Consider the following 21,099-nt stretch of genomic DNA (forward strand, 5'->3'; position numbering starts at 1 on the left):
AATTCGGATATAGACACTTACAATAAAGAAAAGTGCGAAAGAGAGGAATACAAGAATGGCCATGGATCATCACTTGCAACGAGGTGGTATTCACTTTTACAATAGCCCAGAAGCGTTAAAACGGATTGCTATATTAAAAACAAATCGCACTACTATTCACGGTATCGATAGTTTTAAGCTAACTACATCTCAAACGCAGCCGATCTTGGAACATAGTATTGATTACGGTTACTCTACAAATAATTGGAATCATGCCGCTGCCTTTATTGAATCCAAAACAGATCTAGAATTGATGTTTGAAATTATATCTGCCGAATCCGATTCTACCAACTAACTTTACAAATAAAAAAGGGAATGATCTGAATAAGATCGTTCCCTTTTCGATACAATTGTGAAATTCCAGTCTAGTGATCCAAAAACACCAGCTGAATCAAGAACAGCACCGCGAATACATAAAAGATCGGATGAACCTCATTCCCCTTGCCGCGCAGCAGCTTCAGTACCGGGTAGAAAATGAATCCAAATCCAATCCCTGTCGCAATACTATGCGTCAGTGGCATCAGAATAATGATCAGAAAAGCTGGAAATGCTTCTTCAAGGTCTTTCCAATTTATCTTGCTCACTACACTAATCATAAAGTAACCAACAATGATCAACGCTGGCGATGTAATCGCCGGAATGCCGGAGATCACGCTAACGATTGGGGCGAAGAACAGCGTAAGTGCTAATAATACGCTAACCGTTAGCGCAGTGAGTCCCGTTCTTCCGCCTGCGGCTACACCAGTACTGGATTCGATATACGCAGATGTCGGGCTTGTTCCGAGTAATGCACCAGTTGTCGTTCCTACTGCATCCGCAAGCAATGCGCCGCGTGAACGTGGGAATTTGCCGTCTTTGAGTAGACCTGCCTGCTCCGCCACACCGAGCATCGTCCCCGTCGTATCGAACAGTGTAATTAATAAGAAGGTAAAGATAATCGTATATAGTCCATTTGAGAATACACCAGCTATATCCAGCTGGAAAGCGGTCGTTGCCAATCCGTGCGGCATGGACACAATCGACGCTGGTAGCTGGAATAGACCGAGCATCCATGCTAACACAGCCGTTACGACCATACCGATAAACAGGTACCCTTTGACGTTATACGCCATCAGCACCACAGTGATCAGCAGTCCGATAATTGTCAGATAGGTCATCGGCTGCTCCAGATTGCCGATGGTGATCAGATTCGATTCAGAAGCGATGATGATACCGGAATTTTGCAAGCCTACTGTTGTAATAAACAGCCCAATTCCCGCAGTAATCGCATGCTTCAGACTTGCCGGAATTGCATCCAGCAGCATATATCGAAACGAAGTTACAGACAGGATAACAAACAAAATCCCGGCGATTAATACCGCACCCAAAGCAACCTGCCATGATACGCCATACCCACCAACAACGCTATATGCGAAAAACGCATTCAGTCCCATCCCCGGTGCCAACACAATCGGATAATTGGACCATAATCCCATAATGAGCGTTGCTACAATGCTGGCAATGATCGTCGCAATAAACACACCGTTAAAATCCATCCCTGTACTACTCAGAATGCCGGGATTCACAATGACGATATATACCATCGTAAAAAATGTCGTTAACCCCGCAATGATTTCAGTTGAAATCGTCGTGCCTCTTTCTTTGAGCTTGAACCAGTTATCCATGTAAAACAGCCTCCACGCCATCGGTTATTCATCGCAACCCATATCCCTGAACATTGTATATCAATGCAATCTTGCGTCGTTATAATTACCGTCAGGATTTCGTAATGAAAGGTATGAATAAAATCAAGGCATTCTATGATATGATTGTTCGTTCTTTTGCACCTTTCGAATTTTAATGAAATGAACATGCGTTGTCAATGAATATTCGACTTTTTTCGCCTGATTCACGAACTATTAATGAATGACGTTCACGTTTTATTCGTTTTTCAATTATTGATTATGAGAAAGAAACCAATCGACTATGTAAAAATGTACTAGTAATTGGGATAACAACTAACAACCCGTCTACTTTTTACATGGAAACTGAATCCCATTTATGATAGACGGGTTGTATTGATGTAACCTCATATTTCGTTTTATTTAGACTATACTCATGTATTATTCACAAGCTACTCCGTCGCGATCTCGATCCAACTTTGTGCTATAACCCGGTTCGCCTTCAAATAATGGTGCTTCGCCCGCTTCTCTTACTGCGGAGCAGTTTTGGTAATAAACATCCGTCTCAGCTTCTTCTTCAATTACTAGATCGGGTTCCGGCTCTGGTTCTGTTTCTTTTACAACTTCTGCTTTTGTATTAGCTTTTGACGGTTTATCGGCGGTAGTATGTTGCTGTTTGTTTTCTTGAACTGGCTTTTCTTCTTTACTGACTGGAGCGTTATTTTTCGATACTTCATCCGCTTTTGTAGCTGTTTCTACCGATGCTTCTGTTACATCTTGAGATTCTGCCGATGTGTCCTGATTGTTGGAGTTGCTTACGATTTGCTGGGATATCCCTTGTTTGGTCTGATTCGCAACTGCATCTGGGGATACTTGATTAGCCTCCTTATTTCCTGCCACTGACATTAGGCAAATGACTGCCCATGTAACACCCAACCCGCGTTGAATCCGACTGAGTTTGTTCCATTGAAAAAAAATCATAATATACGGTACGAATAACCAGCCTACAAACTTCCAACCTTTTTTCACTATATCCATCCTTTGCGATTGTATAGAGAATGTTTGGAAAAGCATACTTTGTTGCAGATTATATATACTGCTTTACTCCCCAAATATTCCCTTATCATCCATAACGGAATCATGGTACATTCATTTCATAGCGAAATCTGTCGTTTAGATAAATAAGTGATTGCATACTTTACAAATGAACAGAAAGGAAGGTCTATTGAATTGAATTTTTTAAGAGATAGACGAATTTTGATACTCATCGGTCTTGGCATAGTTGCTATGTTCATTCTTGTCATTGCCTTACAAAGAGTGACTTTTACCAATCCAGAATCCTCGAAAGAACAAAACTACTATATGGGCACTATTAGCAAAATCCAAAAAATCAATACCTCTGTTGATGGAATTACTATTGTGTACTCTATTACTCTAGACAATAAAAGAAGTTTCGCCGTGACCAAGAACACTCATTTATATACAAATCAAATCCTTTTAGTTGGAGCTACTTCTGATCCTTCTAGCGCTCCCACGCGAATTAGAACAGAAGCAAAGATAGAAAATTTACAAATTGGGAATAAGGTTGAACTTTGGGACCGTCAAGTAACAGATCATTTATTTGAAATTTTTGAGCTTACTACACTTGATCCTAGAGAAAAATCATAATGGCGAATAAAAAATACGCTGAGATCTATGATTGAATACATTAGTCCGTTCATTTATTACTCATTCATATTGGTTAAACCATCAAACACCTTAACATTTCGCATATACTGCGGCTTTTAAGGTGTTTTTTTGATCAACACTTGAATCAGAACTATCCTCCTTTCTCAACCTTAGTCCTCTTTCTACTATGCTCAAGATTCAATCATTTTATAAATTGACAACTTGTATATACAGGTATACAATCAACAAGGCAAGCAATCCTGTATATACAGGTTGAACAAAAAAACGCATCCATAATCATTCGCATACCATACATAGAATGAACAATGATTATGGATGTACTGAAGTACTGATCGATTGGGGAGGAATTATACGCATGAGTTTTGGCATGACGGAGTGGTGGCGTAGATCGACCGTGTATCAGGTATATCCACGCAGCTTCAAAGACACCACAGGCAATGGGATTGGCGATATCCGAGGCGTGACGGAGAAGCTTGATTATTTGCAGGAGCTAGGTATTGATATCGTGTGGCTGCAACCGGTATATGTCTCACCGCAAAATGATAACGGTTACGACGTTGCGGATTATCGCTCTATTGATCCCATGTACGGTACGATGGACGATTTTGATGAATTGATGAGTAGTTTGCGCAAACGCAATATGCGAATGATGTTGGACATCGTGGTCAATCATTCGTCAACTGATCACATCTGGTTTCAGCAGGCACGTAGCTCCAGAGATAATCCATATCGGGATTACTATATTTGGCGTGATCCTGCACCGGATGGCGGGTTGCCTAACAATTGGCAGTCCAAGTTTGGCGGTTCGGCATGGCAATACGATGAACCAACGGGACAATATTATCTAGCATTGTTCGACAGCACCCAAGCGGATTTGAACTGGGAATATGAACAGGTGCGTCACGAAGCGGCAGACTTGATGCGCTTTTGGACAGATAAGGGGGTCGATGGGTTCCGGCTGGATGTGATTAATCTGATCTCCAAGGATCAGAATTTTCCGAATGATACGAATAGCGATCTACTCGTTAGCGATGGGCGCAGATTTTATACAGATGGTCCCCGTGTCCACGAGTATATCAAGGAGTTATATGAGAACGTTTTCGGACCGCATCGTCTGGTCACTGTCGGCGAGATGTCCTCTACTACGCTGCAACACTGCATTCGATATTCGAATCCAGACGAACGAGAATTTTCGATGACGTTTAATTTTCATCATTTAAAGGTCGATTATCCACAAGGACGAAAATGGGAATTGATGCCATATGATTTTGAAGCGCTCAAGAATCTATTGTCAGAATGGCAGACAGGCATGTACATAGGGGGCGGCTGGAACGCGTTATTTTGGAATAATCATGATCAACCGCGAGCATTATCGCGCTTTGCAGATGACGGGCGTTATCGGGTAGCCAGCGCCAAGATGTTGGCAACGACATTACACGGATTACAAGGTACACCATACGTTTTTCAGGGTGAAGAAATTGGGATGCCTAACCCTCATTGGAACGATATTACGGAATTTCGTGACATTGAATCCAAAAATATGTATCGCATCATGATCGAAATGGGTAAAACACCAGAAGAGGCATTTACGATCATCGCCCGCCGTTCTCGTGATAACGCCCGTACACCGATGCAATGGAACTATAGTGCCAATGCGGGATTCACGGATGGCACACCGTGGATCAAGGTCGATGAGCGTTATCCAGAGATCAATGCGGAACTACAACAGCACGATCCAGATTCGGTATTTAGCCATTACAAAAAGCTGATTCGTCTGCGTAAAACGGAAGATGTGCTCACTGATGGACAATATATTCGGATCGATGAGCAGCATCCACAAGTATACGCATATGCTCGCCGTAATGCAGTCGATACGCTGATCGTTGTATCCAACTTCACCGATCAGCCGGCACAATTCACACCGTCCGCCGTGTATGTCGATAGCAACGACATTGCTAGTATGGAATTGCTTGCGGGCAATACGGAACAGATTCCTGTATGGGACACTACCGTATATTTGGAACCTTATGGTTCGTATATGTGGGTCATCCGGGGGTAACTCCCCGGGCATTTTATAAGAGAGAATGGAGATGAACAGATGTCGGTAAACAGAGAAGATGTTGAGAAAATCGTCGCAGCGATCGGCGGCAAAGACAATATCGAGGTCGCTACGCATTGTGTCACCCGGTTACGCTTTTCACTGCTCGACGAGAGCAAGGTAGACAAGCAGGCACTAGACGATAATGAGCTTGCCAAAGGTTACTTTTCCACACAAGGACAATTTCAGGTGATTATCGGACCGGGCATTGTCGACAAAGCATACGAGCAATTGATAGCGATTACAGGTGGTCAGCGTGCTAGTAAGGAAGATGTAAAAGCCGCCGCCATCAAACATAAAAGCCCTATTCAGCAATTCATCAAAACATTGTCCGACATTTTCATCCCTTTGCTGCCAGCACTCGTAACGGCAGGTCTGCTACTCGGGATTAACAACCTGCTGACTGGTTCGGATATTTTCTTCAAAGGGCAATCGCTCGTTGAAGTGTATCCGCAATGGGCAGACTTCGCCGCAATCGTCAATACAATTGCCAGCACCGCCTTTACCTTCCTACCTGCACTCGTCGGATGGTCGGCAGCGACAAGGTTTGGCGGTAGTCCATTACTCGGCGTCGTGCTCGGCTTGATTCTCGTTAACCCTTCTCTACTGAGCGCATATGATTATGCCGCTGCGTATAACGAAGGAACCGTGCCAACATGGGATCTATTCGGTCTCCACATTAATGCAGTCGGGTATCAAGGGCAAGTACTGCCTATGCTCGTCGCCGCCTATGTACTAGTCACAATTGAGAAGTGGCTGAATAGAACCGTACCAGATTCGTTCAAGCTACTGGTCGTTGCGCCGCTTGCACTACTGGTGACCGGATTCCTTGCTTTTGTCGTAATCGGACCGGTTACATTTGCACTGGGGAACTGGCTGACTGCCGGTGTAGTGTGGGTATTCTCAACGGTTCCATGGCTCGGCGGTCTGTTATATGGTGGATTGTATGCACCGCTCGTTATTACCGGTATGCACCATACGTTCCTCGCAGTCGATCTGCAACTGATCAACTCCACCGGTGGTACGTTCCTGTGGCCAATGCTGGCGCTGTCCAATATTGCACAGGGTGCTGCTGCTCTAGCGATGATGTTCGTAATCCGCACGCAAAAAATGAAAAGTCTCTCTGCTACCACATCCGTCACCGCATTTCTCGGTGTTACGGAACCGGCGGTATTCGGTGTGAACGTACGCTTTAAATATCCGCTATTCATGGGGATGATCGGTTCGGCAATCGGCGGTGTGCTGCTGACGATGAACAATGTACGTGCATTTGCAGTCGGTGTCGGCGGGTTGCCCGGTTTTCTGGCGATCAATGTTGGCAACTGGGGCATTTTCTTCATCGGTATGGCAATTGCGTTAGTTATTCCTTTTGTCGGTACATTGCTCTGGGGCAAGCTCGTTACTCGCAAGCAGACCACTTCCACTGAAGTGACGGAAGTAGAAGATCTCGCCGATACTGCTGTAGATAAGGTACAAGACGGACGCAGTCCTATCCCTGCCTCCGATGCTGTTATTGCCAATTCTTCCGCATCCGCAGAGCGTGTCGATATGCTGGATCTGCTTTCGCCGATTTCTGGACAGGCGGTGCCACTGGATCAAGTGCCTGATCCTGCTTTTGCCGAGAAACAGATGGGTGAAGGTATTGCAATTGAACCGACAGATGGTAAAGTATATGCTCCCTTCGATGGCAATGTTGCCCATGTGATCGACAAAAGCAAACATGCGCTCATTCTGGAACATACGAGCGGCGTGCAAATTCTTATCCATATCGGTATCGATACAGTAGGTCTCAAAGGCGATGGCTTCAAGGCACATGTCGCTACTGGCGATACGGTAACGAAAGGACAGCTGCTGTTGGAATTCGATATGGATATGATCCGTTCTGCTGGCTATGCAACTATCTCCCCGATCATCGTTCCGGTCGGTCAGGATCTGATTCAGCGCATTGAAGAATTGCCGGGTCACGCCGATGCCGGTGAAACGCCAGTGCTGCGTATTCATCTGAATGGGGCAAGCACCTGATACTTGCACGGAATCGCCTTGGACAGCAATAGGATCTTTTGCTTTTTGACTGTATAATCCGTACAATAGATGGCGGTGATGCAGAATGAATAAAAATATCTTTTCGCAAATTTACAGTGAGTATACACAACATATTGAAACAGGGGCACTGAAGCCCGGCGTTAAACTGCCTTCGGAACACGAGCTGGCAGAGCAATACGGCACCTCGCGAGAAACGGTGCGCAAGGCGCTGCATTTGCTATCTCAGAACGGATATATTCACAAAATGAAGGGCAAAGGCTCATTCGTACTGGATATGAACCGGATGGAATTTCCCATTGCAGGGCTGGTCAGTTTTAAGGAATTATCGGAACGATTAGGTCGCAATGTACGCACCCTTGTACACGACACCTCCCTTATTCCTTGCCCACAGCATATCGCACGGCAGCTGAATATTCAGGAAAAAGAACCGATATGGAAAGTCGTTCGTGCTCGTGAGATTGAAGATGAGAAGATTATTCTGGATAAAGATTACTTTCTAGCGTCTGTTATTCCATCGCTCACACGCGAAATCGCCAGTCAGTCAATCTATGAGTATCTCGAAGGCGAGTTGTCGCTAAAGATTGCCTATGCCAAAAAGGAAATCTCCGTCGAACAGGTCACGCCTGAAGATAAGCTGCTGCTCGATTTGAAGCGCGATACGCATATTGTAGTAGTGCGCAACTATGTGCATCTGGAAGATACGACATTGTTCCAGTATACGGAATCTCGACATCGGCTGGATAAGTTTCAATTCGTGGAATTTGCACGTAGAATGCCAGTAGAAGAATAGGCTGATCTCTCATATGTAAGTCAACTGATTCTCCTTTAGATGATCAGGCACGTTAAGACGTATGCAGCACAGGCATATGCTGCATTCCATTACAGCCGATATACAAAGCAAACAGCGGTATGGTGGTACTCTCCCTATACCGCTGTTTGCCTATTTATTCTCCTGTTATATTTTCCTGTTACACACTCATACTAGCGCTACCGCTGGACCGAAATATTCATAATGACGATGCTCTATTGGTACATCCCACTGCTCCAGAATATGATGGACTGCCTTCATAAAACCAAACGGTCCGCAAAAATAAAACTCTGCTTCCGCAGGATGTGGCAGTATGCGCTGTAACCATTCCATCTCCATATACCCTTCCCGGTGAAACAACTGCTCTGCCCGATCCTGCTGACTCGGCGCTGTATAACAGTAATACACCGACAGCAAAGGCTCCCGCTGCTCCAATTGCGCAATCTCTTCTCGCAGCGCATGATGCTCGCCATCGTGGGTCGCATGGATGAATACAACAGGTTGCTGCAACGGTTGTTCCAGCAATGCATGCAGCATACTGGTAATCGGCGTCAAGCCAACTCCACCGCTCAACAGCACAATCGGGCGTTGTTGCTGCCGCTGCAAGGCAAAATCTCCTGCCGGTGCAGATAACCACAATACATCGCCTTGCTGCACCTGCTGATGCAGATACATTGATACTTTGCCCGCAGGATATGCTTCATTGCCATCCGCTCGTCTAACAGAAATACGATAATAATCATGCTGAGATCCGGCAGATAAACTATATTGACGAATCTGCTCAAATTCATCGCCGGGGATATGCACCTTCACACTTACATACTGCCCTGGTTCAAATGACGCCAGTGTTCCTCCACTCTGTGGCACCAGATAAAAAGAAGTAATGACCGCACTTTCCTGTTCTTTGCGCTGCACGACAAACGGCTGAAATCCACTCCAACCTCCCCACTGATGCTCTGCCTGTGCATACATTTCCTGCTCAATACCGATAAATGCTTCAGCAATGACCTCATATGCACGCCCCCATGCTTCCAAAATGTCCGGTGTCGCCGCATCCCCTAGCACATCGCGAATCGCCGCTAACAGATAACGACCAACAATAGGGTAATGCTCTGGCAGAACACCAAGACTGCGATGCTTGTGAGCAATCTGCTTCACCACTGGTATAATCTCGTCCAGCCGATCAATGTGCTGCGCCGCCGCATATACCGCATTGGCAAGCGCTGTTTGCTGGCGTCCTTGCTTCTGATTCGCATGATTGAATATGTTCAATAGCTCAGGATGATCATGGAACATCGTTTCGTAGAAATGACGTGTAATCTTCACACCCTCGGTTTCAAGGACTGGAATGGTGGATTGAATAATCTGGATTGTTTTGGCATCAAGCATGAAACTTCCCTCTTTTCGCTAGTTCTAATTTTATATTAAATTGCATATATTAAATTCTAGCGTTCTTCTGCGGAGTCTATGTGTGATTACAATCACAGCAAATCGTACAGTTTGTTCACATATGATGAAGATAAACTCACAACAATCAGCTTAGGAATAAGAAACTTCCGGCAGCACAACCGTCACCGTCGTGCCCACACCAACCTCGCTATCCAGCTCAATTTGACCGCCATGCAGATAAACAATTTTACGCACAATCGTCATACCTAGCCCATTGCCCTCGCTAGCATGTGAAGAATCCCCCTGATAAAACTGGTCAAATACATGCGCTAACGTATGCTCGTCCATGCCCGGTCCTTTATCACATACCTGAAAATAGATACTCCCTGCCTCACGATATACCTTTGCTACAATCACCGCGCCGTCTGGCGAAAATTTGACTGCGTTATCCAGAATATTCACCCATACCTGCTTCAGTACCCCGGCATTGCCGTAATATTCTAACTCGTCCAGCTCTAGTGCAAATTCCAATTGCTTCGCCGTCCAGCGCGCTTCCATCATCACGATAGCACGCCGTACCTGCTCACTGATGCTAAAATAGTGTCGATCCGCTAGTAAACGTTCCGATCCCAATTGGGATAACTCCAGAATACGTGTCGCCAGTAACGATAATCGATCTGCTTCATGAATGACAATATCCAGATACTCTCTACTTTCTTCTTCTGGTAAACTTCCTTCCCGTAACAATTCGGCAAATCCCTTAATCGACAAAATCGGTGTTTTAAATTCGTGCGAGAAATTATTAATAAAATCTTTACGCAGCAGCTCTACACGACTCAATTCAATTGCCGCTTGATTATAACTGTCAGCAAATTTGCGAATCTCGACCGTATGCAGGCTACCGTCCAACATAATACGCCGATCAAAACGCCCTGCGGCAAGATCGTTCATTGCCGCAATCCCCTGATGGATCGGACGAATCAGCATTTTATCAATCATGATCAATACGGATATACCAATGAATACACTCACGATAAAGGCAACTCCCAGAACAGGAATAATGGGATGTTCATAAAATGTATTTTGTACCCAACCAAGACGAATCATGGTCATCGTCTGCAAAGCAATCACGATGAGTATGAATACAATAAGCAGAAACAGATTAACGGACAATAGCAAAAATAGATTCCATTTCGATACATATGCGCGTACATGATGTCGTATATTCATAGTCTCTTCACCGCCCGATACCCCAATCCACGCACTGCCTGCAATTCAAACTCATCATAATGCTCAAACCGTTTACGCAGTCGATTGATATGTACAGTCACCGTACTGTCACTGCTCTCTGTCTCCAATCCCCAGATTTCATCTAGCAGCTGCATACGTGTGAATACTTGCCCCGGATACGCCAGCAATTTATATAGCAAATAAAATTCCTTTGGCGGTAGCACATGCGTATCTTCCTTCCGTGTAACAGTCAGCGCATCATAATGCAGCGATACTTCTCCAATGGAAATTTTACGTTCATGTACAATCATCGACCGTCGCAGCAATGCACGGATACGCAGCAATAATTCGGTGCGGTCCACCGGCTTGGTCATATAATCATCTGTACCGACTAGAAATCCACGATGCTTGTCTTCTGGCAACTGGCGCGCACTCAGCATCAATATAGGCAACTGATATTGCGCATCGCGAAGTTGCCGCGTCAATTCATATCCATCCATATGCGGCATCATAATATCTGCAACGAGCAGATCGATATGCAGCTGCTGAAGCTGATCCAGCGCCTGCTGTCCGTCAAATACCGAAGTCACACGATACCCATCCGCACGCAAAAAAGCACTAATTAATGTATTGGCATGATGATCGTCCTCGACCACCAAAATATGAAACATATCCATCCCTCCTGTACCTGACTTATTATATAACATGCTTTTCTAAACAGAATCTAAACAAAAGTTTAGATTGCGTTTATATTAGCGTTAGCGCACGCCTTTATACTAACGACATCAAGCCAACCAAGGAGGATATGATGAAAATAAACATTAATCTGGAACAACAACATACCGATGAGAACACGGTCGCCGTGCCAGAACAACAGCAAGAAATGATCATTCGCTCGCCACTGTCGCCTCTGCTATTCCCGCTTCGCCTGATCGCGACGGGATTGCAGGCGCTCGTCAGCATGCTTGGCTGGGGTGTAGTTGGTACAGGGTATGCGTTTGCTACGCTGCTGTTGCTGGTAGGTATCTTCTTTAATGTGATTGGGCTGCTCAATCTGGGAAATGGCATAGGGGCGACACTGTTCGCATTTGGACTGTGCTTTATTCCGATGGGTTTGGCTTCCCCACTGTTTTACTGGAGCCAATCGTTGAAAGGCAAGCTGACTGTATTCGGGAAAGCGCGTAAAGGAATGCTGCAAAGGGAAGGGAATGTTCAGGGATGAGACGTCAACCGAAAAAGCTAAAAAACAAACGTACACGTATGATGAAAATGTCAGTGCTGATGCTAGTGCAGGGTATTTTGTTCCTGCTGATTGGCTTCTGGCTAGGCGGAGCGGATACGATGACAATGCCACATCTGCCAGAGTTGCCGACAAAAGCGTTCTGGCAGTAAACTACTAATCAATAAAAAATCATAAAAAACAAGCTGCAAGTTTATAATTACTATACGCTTGCAGCTTGTTTTTATTTTAAATGAAATTGTATTTCTCTCAAGTCATTAGTGATCGAATCGAATATTCTTCGATCTATATTAAGAAACCAGTAATTTATTGGTTCTCTTAGTAAAGAAAAAAAGAAAAAAAACAAAATATAATATTAACATTATGAAGGTACTTATTATTAGCGCCGTACCAATATTTGTAATATATTTATTCAAAACAGATACAATAGTTGAAGTTAAAAAAGATGCCATAATTGTTATCATGGCATTACCACCCACAAAAAAATTTGTATTTAATTCATTTGACTGTTTTTCAATCATTTTTATTAGTAATTCGATTTTTTCAGTATTATAATCTATCCCATTTGATATAAAATAATTTTTTAGACCTTCAATACGTAATTCAGAATAGTCATTTTTCCCAGTACTATTAATGACCCTCATAGATTCTTTTTGATATTCTTTTAAAAAAATAATGTAGCTAGCAATAAACAATATTATAATTAATGATATATCAAAATAAAGAAAAGGAGGGTGAAAAAAAGGAGGATGAAAAAAATCAAATATTAAAATTATTAGAACGCTCATAATTGCTGTAAACGAAATTTGTGTTCTTTTAAAATTACTTTTTATCATTTGATCCAATATAAGTTTTCTTTTACTTAGTTCTGTTTTGTATAGATTCAATAATTTATAAGACATTTAATATCCACTCCATGATTTATATTTCATATATCCTGTATTAAAATTCAGTTTACCATCATATCTAATATACGTATTCATCAACTTTTATTGTCCAAGCATAAATATACTGTAATAATAAAAACATTCAATAATTGCTTGATTTATAAGCAAATTCCCGTTTTTTTCAATAATTGTTTTGCTATACAACAAGTATGGGTTTGATATAGAAAGTCTAAGCTGCCCTAAAATCTTTTATTGAATTGTGGTCTCAGTTTGTCAATCAAGAGAACTTCCAATGCAGCTAACCAATGCCAATCTTCACGATCTTCAAATATAATTAATCCATATGTAGTATTTGGATCGGATATCACATTGTCCCAGCCGTCATGTCCTCCCCAGGCATTTGCCTGTTGATACACTCGAATTCCAAGCCCTACATTTGGGGTAGCCCTACCTACATATTTAACGATATCATTTTGCAAAAAATAATAGACACCTGCTTTTTTTGACCAGTTTTGTTCTTTTTTCGGTATGTTTCTTAAATCAACAAGCGTAACAGGGGCAGCAACAAAATCGTTGTATTTAATTCTTTTCAAAAAAGCGTTGGTGAGATCAATTAATGTTTGTTCATTGCAATCCATTGTTATTCATTCTCCTTCGACTTGATTTCAACTAAAATAACGTACAGACCGTATTGCATATGATCTGTACGTTGACTAGTCTGATGGCTGTATTAAAATATATTATCGTTACTGCATTTGTATATCATCAAATCCGATTCGCTACCTTCTCCGCCTGCAAATTCAGCTCATGCGCCGAAGTAAAGATCGCATTGAATGATTCCATTGCCGTCTGTACCTGCTCTTGACCACGCTTGACGCTCTGTTCTACTTCGCCAGTGCTGCCGGAGATTTTGCGAACTTCCTGGCTCATTGATTCTACACTCCGCTTAATCTGGGCAATGGAATCCTGTACCATATTGGATAACTTGCTCACTTCACGCGCTACCACATTAAAACCGCGACCAAATTCGCCAGCATGCGTCGCTTCAATTGCCGCGTTCAGTGCCAGCATTTGCGTTTGTGCGGCGATCTTGCGAATCGTCTGCACGACGTCTTGAATCTCGTATGCTTGCTCCTGCAATGTATATACGGTTTCTGCATTCGCACCGGACATATGGACAATCTGCTCCATACTGCGTAGTAGATGCTCACTATGTTGAATGCCCGCCGATGAATGCTCATTGAGCTGCTGCGCGGTCTGTTGCAAATCACTAACTACCGAAGACAGATCGTGGTGACGATCCGTAATATTCGCTGCAACCTTCGTTACGCCGATAACACGACGACGCTGTTGATCCCATACTGGCATATAGGTTGCTTCCAGCCAGACCGGATTACCGTTTGCATCACGGCGCATAATTTTATCGTGAAATGTTTTACCGGAAAAGAGTTGTTCCCAGAACTGCGTGTATTCTTTGCTATTATAAAGCTCAGGAAAGCACAGATTTTTATGATACATACCAATCATCTGCTCGGGTGTATACCCTAACACCGCTGCAAAAATCGGGTTGACATACGCTACGCGATGATCAGTATCAAAACGAATAATCGCCAGATTTTCCTGTAACGTACGCACGACGAGTTCATCTGTAACCTGCTGATTGACATTTTCCATAACCATCCACCCTCTGCATCGGTATTCGTTCTTTATTTATTCCATATGTTACATCATATTTCTTTTTTTACCTTATTTACATTATATACTTCCATATAAAGAATTTAATTCAATTTACTGTTGATTAAACAAAAAGTGTATATCCTCTTTTTATATCGACATTTATGTTTTTGTAATTAATGCCATGAAGCACCATAAAACGGAAAATACAGCAAAAAAGTCTTGCCCGCATCAGGACAAGACTTTATGTAACTATGAATATAAACAATATTCTTCTTTTTCATATCTTCATTAGAAATTCTATATATGTGTATACGCTTCGCTCATGCACGATACGATATCTTTATAGATTCTCGTTCCACTCTATCAATTGATCAATCCACGACAGCTCTCGCTCTAGCATATCGATGCCAAGACGGGACACTTCGCGCGCGTACAAACTGCGCTTTTCCTCCTGCCGATTGCGCTGTACATGCTCCAGCATATCTGCTACAAAGACACGACGCAAATGCAAGATCCGCAATCGCTCCACTGGCTCCAACCGCTCAAACAGATGAACCCGAATCATAAATTCCAGTTCATTTCGCGCCAATCGCTCGTCAAATGCAAGTAGCAGCTCCCGCAATAGTTGCTCACCCAGCTCGGTAATACGATACATATTGCGGCTTGGTTTGCCTTCCTGACGCTGTACTTCTTTGATTACAGCACCTTGCTTCTCAAAGCGCTGAAGTGCGGGATATAGCATATTGTTATTCACATCCAGCAGTACATCAAGTTGCTGCTGAATCGTCTTTTTAATTTCATAGCCATAGCGTGGTGCCTGGCTGATCTGATCCAGAATTAACAGGTCAATGTACATGCCCATTCCTCATTTTCGTTATATAAATCATATCGCGTGACAGGCGATCATGTCTGTTCATCATAACAACTTCGTTCTGTCATGACAATGATAAGCATAGCTGATGTGCTGGATTGAACACGTATTATGGTCTATACATACTTGCGCCTACAAGTTCTCACCCGCTATTTACAACAGATAAAGAGCAAACTTTGATATGTTAATATAACCTATGTTAAATTAACATATATACCCGACCATCATATGCAGAAGGAGGATGATTCATGTATAAGGAAATTGTCACCCCGTCAGAAATCAGCAACTTTGGTAGTCGTTCTGAGCAATTTTTTCCGATTGATTGGTTGAAGCGTATGGTGACAGGCGAACGGGTATATTACCATGAAGCAACCAACACCTGGAATGTATTTCGCTACAACGATGTCAAGGAAGTGATGGGCAACTACCAGTACTTCTCCAATCGTGGCTCACGCACGACGACCGCTGTTGGCGCTCGCAGTAAGGAAGGCGTCATGCCGGAAAAGCTTCAGCTTACTTCGCTTGACCCGCCGGATCATCGCAAAGCGCGTTCACTGCTCTCTGCCGCTTTTACACCGCGTAGCTTGAAGCATTGGGAGCCGCGTATTCAGCAGATTATTAACGATCTGCTGGATGAGATTGATGACAGCCAGCCGTTTGACGTTGTCGATGAACTGGCAACGGCATTGCCTGCGATTGTGATGGCAGATCTGCTTGGGCTGCCTTCGGAGGATCGTTTGCTATTCAAAAGCTGGGTCGATGTGCTGTTCCAGCCTTATGTAGGTGGGCAGCAGGAAGCGATCGAGCAGCAAAAGCAGCAGGCAGCACGAGAATATTATGAGCATCTGTATCCATTGGTCGTGTACAAACGTAGCCATCTGGCAGAGGATATTATTTCCGATCTGCTCACGGTAGAAGTGGATGGCGAGCGTTTTACCGATGATGAGATTGTGCGTACGACGATGCTCATTCTTGGTGCGGGTATTGAAACGACGAGTCATGCGTTGTCGAATACGTTTTACTCGCTGTTGTATGATGATCCGTCTCTGTATGCACAACTGCACCGTGAACCGACACTGGCAGCGCCAACGGTGGAGGAAATGCTGCGCTATCGTTTTCATACTGGAGCGCGCCACCGTACAGTCAAGCAGGATAATGAGCTGCTTGGTCAGACGATCAAGGAGGGCGAGCTGGTGATTGCTTGGATGAGTGCTGCGAATATGGATGGGGATATGTTTGAAGACCCGTTTAGGTTGAATATTCACCGGGCGAATAATAAGAAGCATCTGACCTTTGGTAGTGGACCGCACTTCTGTCTAGGTGCACCATTGGCTCGGATGGAATTAAGTCTTGCCTTGCAAGGTTTCAGCGAACGCTTTGCGGATATTCAGCCAGCAGGTGCCTTTGATCTGGAAGGCAATCTGACTAACTCTGCCACCGGACAATCACTGACCAGCCTACCTATCATCGGACGGCGAGCTTGATCGATTTTTATGACGAAATGACGATTACTATGTAACATTGCTACTTGTTGGATTGAGGTATGTTGATGAACACCAGTCTATATAGTGTTGTGGACAGCATTTTGTTCTGTCCTTGAAGCCCGATTCGCGCATCGTAATACGAGCGAATCGGGCGATTTTTTGTGAATTCGGATCGAGAAGAGTTGATATGATAGACGGAATAGATTAGTAAAATATTATAGTTTGCGACATACATAGATCATTTGTACAGCTTCCGGTGTAAGTGAAGTGTTGTTCCAATCCTCATAACGCTTCACTATCTCCAATCCACCACGTATTCCCTCTTATTTTACAAAAAATGGGCTTAATTATTGTTCAGACTGCCTATGACCTTTTGAATACATCGCTTACCGGGTAAGAGGAGAATATACATCCAGGAAAGGTGGCTCATCTATGGAAAAAAACGAAGATTACCGACTGGTCATCGTCGGCTATGGCGGAATGGGTAGTTATCATGCGCGACTGGTAGAACAGGCAGAACGGATTCAAGTAGCAGGCGTACTCGATATTGCGCAATACCGACAGGAACTTGCCAAAAGTCACGGTCATCCCATTTACGATGATCTACAATCGGTCTTGTCAGACGATACGATCGATATTGTGCTGATCGCCACACCGAATGATGTGCACAAGGAGCTAGCTATCGCGGCATTGCAGGCAGGCAAGCATGTGATCTGTGAGAAGCCAGTGACGATCCATAGTCAGGATTTGCTGGATATTTTGCAAGTAGCGAAGGAAGTGGAGCGCGTATTCATGGTACATCAGAATCGGCGCTGGGACGAGGATTTCCTCATTGTACGCCAACTGATTCAGCAACAAACGATCGGCGATGTCTTTCATGTGGAATCGCGTGTGCAAGGTGCCAATGGAATTCCGGGCGATTGGCGACAGCTCAAGGCATATGGCGGCGGTATGCTGCTGGATTGGGGTGTGCATTTGCTGGATCAGCTACTGCTGCTCACCGATAGCAAAATAGAAAGCGTATCCGCAGAGTTGAGTACTATTTTGAATACCGAAGTGGATGACGGATTCACTGCGCGCATCACATTCAAAGATGGTCTGACTGCACTGGTCGAAGTCGGCACGACTAACTATATCAAGCTGCCCCGCTGGTATGTCAAAGGCAGCCAAGGCACTGCGATCATTCAGGACTGGGATTTGAGTGGCGAAATTGTACGCAAAAATCTTGACGTTGCCCATGTAGAGCCTAAGCCGATTCAGGCAGGACGCGGACTGACCAAGACGATGGCGCCTCCTTCTGAGAAATCGACGATTCGCAGCCCCATTGAGCGAATCGCAGAGCAGGATGTGCCAGAGGAATTTTTCCATAACTTCATTGCCGTGGTGGAAGGCACAGCCAAGCCTGCGGTGGACAATGAGCAAGTATTACGAGTGCTACGTCTGATCGAAGCTCTATTTGAAGCAGCAGAACAGAATCAGATTATTCAGCGCGAGTTGTGATGTATAATCGTGAATAATTAATGAGTAGCCGGATTATGGCGATATACATGGATTGCAGTTGATCGGACGAACGTGGTATGAATGTATTCATTATAAAAACAGCCATTTGTTCCCCTACCTATGTAGGCGGAGAGCAAATGGCTGTTCTGCTGAAGTTTAAAATATCGCAAGCGTTATCTTAACCGCTTACACTGTAATGTTAGTTGACCAGACGAATTTCGTTGATAACCAGTTTGGAAGTTGTATCCGAATCGATGGATACGAGGACTCCCTCATATGTACCCGGAGTGACCTTGATCGGATCAAGTATAGTCGCTTGACCATTCGCGCCCGGTTCAACGGTACGAGATTCGCGTGCAATGATTTTCCACTCTTTCCCTTGCAGACCATACACCAGATATTTATGCGTCGTTGTCTTCGATACGGTTGGCGCAATTTGAACTGCACTTACAGATACCTGCTCGCGGAAATACAAGCTAATGACATCGCTGCTTTTCCCAGCCGTCCAAGCCGTATTAATATCGCCGTCGATCGCCTTATACGGTATATTTTTGTCCGCAAAGGTATGTGTGCTTACCACCGTACGATCAGGTACTCTTGTCGGAGATAATTCGCTAGCAGCACCCGCCTGCGAAAACGGAACAGCCAGCGTTGCAACACATGTCAAGCATACAGCAGCGTACTTTAAAGACTTCATCATTAATAACCCCTCCTTTGTTATGTGGATCGTATTTATTATACCCTTTAACTAAGCAACTTGTGTATATTTATTTATCTTTTTTTGTAAAAAATTTTATTTTTTGGTTATTGAGAAGTAATAAATTTGCTGTATACAAGAATCTTGATTTTATGTGTGATATGGCAATTTGGCATAAATATACTCTGCCACTTGTTGTTCATTTCTACTGTGCGTATCTACATATTCGGCAAAATGATACTGATTGTACGCCGCGAGACAACGCTCCGTCTGTGCAAAAGCCCAACTTCCCTCTGCCTCCCCACGTTGTAGCAGTCGTTGATGAATGGTCATTTGATCTGCAATCAGGCAAAAATGAAATGTATCTTGCGACAAGTGCTGTAACCCCTTATGTATATATTCAAAGTACTCCCACTTGTAAATCGTCATCGGTATGATCAGGTGCTTGCCATATTGCCTATGCAAATGTCCGGCAACATCAACAACCAAATATTTCCAAATATTGATATCCTGAAAGTCACCCGTCCGCTCATGCTCATGCAATACGGTGTCTGGAATGATCTTACGTAGCATAAATCCAGGTTCTTCCGGATCGTAAATCATACTGTTGTGAATACGCTGCTGCAATCGTTGCGCTGTAGTCGTTTTACCGACACCAAATGCTCCGTTGATCATAATAATCATGTATTTATCTCCCTCTCTCCAATTCGCTACGTCTGCCTTGCTGATGCCACTGCTGATACACACCTCCGATACTATCAAAGGCAGCATTGACCATTCCATCCAGCTCCGCCGTAATCTCCGGTGTAAGTCGCAAATGGGTCGTTATATTGTCAACGTTATACATTTCCATCAACAGTACGTAGCTATGGCTAAAGATCACATCTTCCAGAATCCAGTAGATGACGTCATCGGCTTGGGTTGTCTTTTTGCTCATCATATTCACTCCACGCTCATACAATTCAAGCAGATAACCATCATGCTGAACTTGGATATGTGGCTGTAGATCGCCGTACCAGGAAGGGTCAAAGGCGGCGGCTGCCATTTGTCGTTGGCGCTCGCGGTACGTATCCGTGCGTTGCAATAGTTCGTCGATCGTCTGAATGAGTTGTTCGGCAGTTTGGATATTGTGTTGTTGGAAGGTCATCATGAGTTCTCCTTTTTGTATAATTGTAAAATACGTTGCACAAATTCGGTTTTGCGGTTGGTGTAATCTAAGCGATCGGATGACGTGATCGCCAATTCCTTTTTCAATATGCCATATTGCGCTGCCGCTTCTGGATGATTCCGTAAATGATTGCGAAACGACAGATGATTGTGCAGCTCCATACTCTCCTGCGAGCATACGTACAGATGCTGCTTCATCCATTGCTGTTGACTAGTACACCACGGCACTGCTACATCTAGACGATGGTATCCTTCTCGGTCCGGCACCAGTTGCAATTGCTCATGCACATATCCTAGTGTGAACAACGCCGCCGAGACTTCGGGCAATTGTGCGTTATCTGCAATGATCAGATCGATATCCAAGATTGGTTTGGCTGCCAGCCCCGGTACAGAGGTACTGCCTACATGCTCCACCTGCATAATGGCAGGGCAGTTCAACTGAAGAATGATTTCCTTGATCTGTCGGAATTGCAATGCCCATTCCGGGCGATAGTCTGCTACTTCTATCAATGGATTCATGCGATCTCTTTCCTTTCGTTTCCCATGTCTACTCTTATCTGATTTCACATCTCTATTCACATCATCTTCCATTATACGCTCCCCGCTCCTGACTTGCATT

22 protein-coding genes are annotated in these 21,099 nt (G+C 44.0%); 9 read left to right on the forward strand and 13 right to left on the reverse strand.

Going from position 1 to position 21,099, the window contains the following annotated elements; translation table 11 throughout:
- The first annotated feature begins 55 nt into the window (after nucleotides 1-55).
- On the forward strand, nucleotides 56-334 hold the full coding sequence (locus ACDE64_RS13795) for a hypothetical protein (protein WP_411347191.1): 279 nt from the start codon (nucleotides 56-58) through the stop codon (nucleotides 332-334).
- Between the two features lie 70 nt (nucleotides 335-404).
- Here the strand turns inward: ACDE64_RS13795 and ACDE64_RS13800 are convergent, their stop codons facing one another.
- Nucleotides 405-1,703 carry an NCS2 family permease gene (locus ACDE64_RS13800; RefSeq protein ID WP_411347192.1) on the reverse strand — a complete coding sequence of 433 codons (1,299 nt, stop codon included), beginning with the start codon at nucleotides 1,701-1,703 and terminating at the stop codon, nucleotides 405-407.
- Between the two features lie 438 nt (nucleotides 1,704-2,141).
- Nucleotides 2,142-2,729 carry an excalibur calcium-binding domain-containing protein gene (locus ACDE64_RS13805; protein WP_411347193.1) on the reverse strand — a complete coding sequence of 196 codons (588 nt, stop codon included), beginning with the start codon at nucleotides 2,727-2,729 and terminating at the stop codon, nucleotides 2,142-2,144.
- A 201-nt stretch (nucleotides 2,730-2,930) separates the two neighbouring features.
- On the opposite strand from ACDE64_RS13805, the gene ACDE64_RS13810 reads away from it, so the two are divergent.
- The 4 genes from ACDE64_RS13810 to treR all read left to right on the forward strand — a co-directional run bounded on the left by ACDE64_RS13810 (nucleotide 2,931) and on the right by treR (nucleotide 8,320).
- The gene (locus ACDE64_RS13810) at nucleotides 2,931-3,368 is read left to right on the forward strand and encodes a hypothetical protein (RefSeq protein ID WP_411347194.1); all 438 of its coding nucleotides are present in this window, start codon (nucleotides 2,931-2,933) and stop codon (nucleotides 3,366-3,368) included.
- Between the two features lie 376 nt (nucleotides 3,369-3,744).
- Complete coding sequence (gene treC / locus ACDE64_RS13815) at nucleotides 3,745-5,448, forward strand: alpha,alpha-phosphotrehalase (RefSeq protein ID WP_411347195.1); 1,704 nt, start codon at nucleotides 3,745-3,747, stop codon at nucleotides 5,446-5,448.
- 39 nt (nucleotides 5,449-5,487) lie between these two features.
- On the forward strand, nucleotides 5,488-7,509 hold the full coding sequence (gene treP / locus ACDE64_RS13820) for a PTS system trehalose-specific EIIBC component (RefSeq protein WP_411347196.1): 2,022 nt from the start codon (nucleotides 5,488-5,490) through the stop codon (nucleotides 7,507-7,509).
- An 85-nt stretch (nucleotides 7,510-7,594) separates the two neighbouring features.
- Complete coding sequence (treR, locus tag ACDE64_RS13825; protein ID WP_411347197.1) at nucleotides 7,595-8,320, forward strand: trehalose operon repressor; 726 nt, start codon at nucleotides 7,595-7,597, stop codon at nucleotides 8,318-8,320.
- 186 nt (nucleotides 8,321-8,506) lie between these two features.
- Here the strand turns inward: treR and hmpA are convergent, their stop codons facing one another.
- From hmpA to ACDE64_RS13840, 3 genes are all read right to left on the reverse strand, one after another.
- Nucleotides 8,507-9,727 carry an NO-inducible flavohemoprotein gene (gene hmpA / locus ACDE64_RS13830; protein ID WP_411347198.1) on the reverse strand — a complete coding sequence of 407 codons (1,221 nt, stop codon included), beginning with the start codon at nucleotides 9,725-9,727 and terminating at the stop codon, nucleotides 8,507-8,509.
- Nucleotides 9,728-9,877: 150 nt separating this feature from the next.
- Nucleotides 9,878-10,957, reverse strand: coding sequence for a sensor histidine kinase (locus ACDE64_RS13835; RefSeq protein ID WP_411347199.1), 1,080 nt, complete (start codon nucleotides 10,955-10,957; stop codon nucleotides 9,878-9,880).
- On the reverse strand, nucleotides 10,954-11,628 hold the full coding sequence (locus tag ACDE64_RS13840) for a response regulator transcription factor (protein ID WP_411342721.1): 675 nt from the start codon (nucleotides 11,626-11,628) through the stop codon (nucleotides 10,954-10,956). The genes ACDE64_RS13835 and ACDE64_RS13840 overlap by 4 nt, the downstream gene beginning before the upstream one ends.
- A gap of 134 nt (nucleotides 11,629-11,762) precedes the next feature.
- Here ACDE64_RS13840 and ACDE64_RS13845 point away from each other — a divergent pair, with 134 nt between their 5' ends.
- Together ACDE64_RS13845 and ACDE64_RS13850 are read left to right on the forward strand one after the other, a co-directional pair.
- The gene (locus ACDE64_RS13845; RefSeq protein ID WP_411347200.1) at nucleotides 11,763-12,179 is read left to right on the forward strand and encodes a hypothetical protein; all 417 of its coding nucleotides are present in this window, start codon (nucleotides 11,763-11,765) and stop codon (nucleotides 12,177-12,179) included.
- Nucleotides 12,176-12,349: a hypothetical protein gene (locus ACDE64_RS13850; protein ID WP_411342723.1), complete on the forward strand. Its 174-nt coding sequence runs from the start codon at nucleotides 12,176-12,178 to the stop codon at nucleotides 12,347-12,349. The genes ACDE64_RS13845 and ACDE64_RS13850 overlap by 4 nt, the downstream gene beginning before the upstream one ends.
- Before the next feature lie 138 nt (nucleotides 12,350-12,487).
- Here ACDE64_RS13850 and ACDE64_RS13855 read toward each other — a convergent pair whose 3' ends face one another.
- The 4 genes from ACDE64_RS13855 to ACDE64_RS13870 all read right to left on the reverse strand — a co-directional run bounded on the left by ACDE64_RS13855 (nucleotide 12,488) and on the right by ACDE64_RS13870 (nucleotide 15,617).
- Nucleotides 12,488-13,099, reverse strand: a complete 612-nt coding sequence (locus tag ACDE64_RS13855) for a hypothetical protein (protein ID WP_411347201.1) — start codon at nucleotides 13,097-13,099, stop codon at nucleotides 12,488-12,490.
- A 224-nt stretch (nucleotides 13,100-13,323) separates the two neighbouring features.
- Nucleotides 13,324-13,722, reverse strand: coding sequence for a hypothetical protein (locus ACDE64_RS13860; RefSeq protein WP_411347202.1), 399 nt, complete (start codon nucleotides 13,720-13,722; stop codon nucleotides 13,324-13,326).
- 127 nt (nucleotides 13,723-13,849) lie between these two features.
- Complete coding sequence (locus tag ACDE64_RS13865; protein ID WP_411347203.1) at nucleotides 13,850-14,758, reverse strand: methyl-accepting chemotaxis protein; 909 nt, start codon at nucleotides 14,756-14,758, stop codon at nucleotides 13,850-13,852.
- Nucleotides 14,759-15,101: 343 nt separating this feature from the next.
- Nucleotides 15,102-15,617 (reverse strand): PadR family transcriptional regulator, encoded by a 516-nt coding sequence (locus ACDE64_RS13870; protein WP_411347204.1) that lies wholly within the window; start codon nucleotides 15,615-15,617, stop codon nucleotides 15,102-15,104.
- A gap of 263 nt (nucleotides 15,618-15,880) precedes the next feature.
- Between ACDE64_RS13870 and ACDE64_RS13875 the strand changes: the two genes are divergently transcribed.
- Both ACDE64_RS13875 and ACDE64_RS13880 read left to right on the forward strand, forming a co-directional pair.
- Complete coding sequence (locus ACDE64_RS13875) at nucleotides 15,881-17,116, forward strand: cytochrome P450 (protein ID WP_411347205.1); 1,236 nt, start codon at nucleotides 15,881-15,883, stop codon at nucleotides 17,114-17,116.
- Nucleotides 17,117-17,548: 432 nt separating this feature from the next.
- Nucleotides 17,549-18,616 (forward strand): Gfo/Idh/MocA family protein, encoded by a 1,068-nt coding sequence (locus ACDE64_RS13880; protein WP_411347206.1) that lies wholly within the window; start codon nucleotides 17,549-17,551, stop codon nucleotides 18,614-18,616.
- Between the two features lie 199 nt (nucleotides 18,617-18,815).
- Here ACDE64_RS13880 and ACDE64_RS13885 read toward each other — a convergent pair whose 3' ends face one another.
- From ACDE64_RS13885 to ACDE64_RS13900, 4 genes are all read right to left on the reverse strand, one after another.
- Complete coding sequence (locus tag ACDE64_RS13885; protein ID WP_411342728.1) at nucleotides 18,816-19,316, reverse strand: discoidin domain-containing protein; 501 nt, start codon at nucleotides 19,314-19,316, stop codon at nucleotides 18,816-18,818.
- Between the two features lie 147 nt (nucleotides 19,317-19,463).
- The gene (locus ACDE64_RS13890) at nucleotides 19,464-19,997 is read right to left on the reverse strand and encodes an AAA family ATPase (RefSeq protein WP_411347207.1); all 534 of its coding nucleotides are present in this window, start codon (nucleotides 19,995-19,997) and stop codon (nucleotides 19,464-19,466) included.
- Nucleotides 19,998-20,001: 4 nt separating this feature from the next.
- The gene (locus ACDE64_RS13895) at nucleotides 20,002-20,463 is read right to left on the reverse strand and encodes an Imm63 family immunity protein (RefSeq protein WP_411347208.1); all 462 of its coding nucleotides are present in this window, start codon (nucleotides 20,461-20,463) and stop codon (nucleotides 20,002-20,004) included.
- Entirely contained in the window at nucleotides 20,460-20,999 is a 540-nt protein-coding gene (locus tag ACDE64_RS13900; RefSeq protein ID WP_411347209.1) for a GrpB family protein, read from the reverse strand. Before ACDE64_RS13900 ends, ACDE64_RS13895 begins: the two co-directional genes overlap by 4 nt.
- Nucleotides 21,000-21,099: the final 100 nt, after the last annotated feature.

It is taken from the genome of Paenibacillus sp. WLX2291 (genome assembly GCF_046603665.1).
Classification (GTDB): Bacteria; Bacillota; Bacilli; order Paenibacillales; family Paenibacillaceae; genus Saccharibacillus.

Coding starts and splice junctions, on each gene's coding strand:
- ACDE64_RS13795 (WP_411347191.1), top strand. CDS start 56: ATGGCCATGGATCATCACTTGCAACGAGGTGGTATTCACTTTTACAAT.
- ACDE64_RS13800 (WP_411347192.1), bottom strand. CDS start 1,703: ATGGATAACTGGTTCAAGCTCAAAGAAAGAGGCACGACGATTTCAACT.
- treC (WP_411347195.1), top strand. CDS start 3,745: ATGAGTTTTGGCATGACGGAGTGGTGGCGTAGATCGACCGTGTATCAG.
- treP (WP_411347196.1), top strand. CDS start 5,488: ATGTCGGTAAACAGAGAAGATGTTGAGAAAATCGTCGCAGCGATCGGC.
- treR (WP_411347197.1), top strand. CDS start 7,595: ATGAATAAAAATATCTTTTCGCAAATTTACAGTGAGTATACACAACAT.
- hmpA (WP_411347198.1), bottom strand. CDS start 9,727: ATGCTTGATGCCAAAACAATCCAGATTATTCAATCCACCATTCCAGTC.
- ACDE64_RS13835 (WP_411347199.1), bottom strand. CDS start 10,957: ATGAATATACGACATCATGTACGCGCATATGTATCGAAATGGAATCTA.
- ACDE64_RS13840 (WP_411342721.1), bottom strand. CDS start 11,628: ATGTTTCATATTTTGGTGGTCGAGGACGATCATCATGCCAATACATTA.
- ACDE64_RS13845 (WP_411347200.1), top strand. CDS start 11,763: ATGATGAAAATAAACATTAATCTGGAACAACAACATACCGATGAGAAC.
- ACDE64_RS13850 (WP_411342723.1), top strand. CDS start 12,176: ATGAGACGTCAACCGAAAAAGCTAAAAAACAAACGTACACGTATGATG.
- ACDE64_RS13855 (WP_411347201.1), bottom strand. CDS start 13,099: ATGTCTTATAAATTATTGAATCTATACAAAACAGAACTAAGTAAAAGA.
- ACDE64_RS13860 (WP_411347202.1), bottom strand. CDS start 13,722: ATGGATTGCAATGAACAAACATTAATTGATCTCACCAACGCTTTTTTG.
- ACDE64_RS13865 (WP_411347203.1), bottom strand. CDS start 14,758: ATGGAAAATGTCAATCAGCAGGTTACAGATGAACTCGTCGTGCGTACG.
- ACDE64_RS13870 (WP_411347204.1), bottom strand. CDS start 15,617: ATGTACATTGACCTGTTAATTCTGGATCAGATCAGCCAGGCACCACGC.
- ACDE64_RS13875 (WP_411347205.1), top strand. CDS start 15,881: ATGTATAAGGAAATTGTCACCCCGTCAGAAATCAGCAACTTTGGTAGT.
- ACDE64_RS13880 (WP_411347206.1), top strand. CDS start 17,549: ATGGAAAAAAACGAAGATTACCGACTGGTCATCGTCGGCTATGGCGGA.
- ACDE64_RS13885 (WP_411342728.1), bottom strand. CDS start 19,316: ATGATGAAGTCTTTAAAGTACGCTGCTGTATGCTTGACATGTGTTGCA.
- ACDE64_RS13890 (WP_411347207.1), bottom strand. CDS start 19,997: ATGATTATTATGATCAACGGAGCATTTGGTGTCGGTAAAACGACTACA.
- ACDE64_RS13895 (WP_411347208.1), bottom strand. CDS start 20,463: ATGATGACCTTCCAACAACACAATATCCAAACTGCCGAACAACTCATT.
- ACDE64_RS13900 (WP_411347209.1), bottom strand. CDS start 20,999: ATGAATCCATTGATAGAAGTAGCAGACTATCGCCCGGAATGGGCATTG.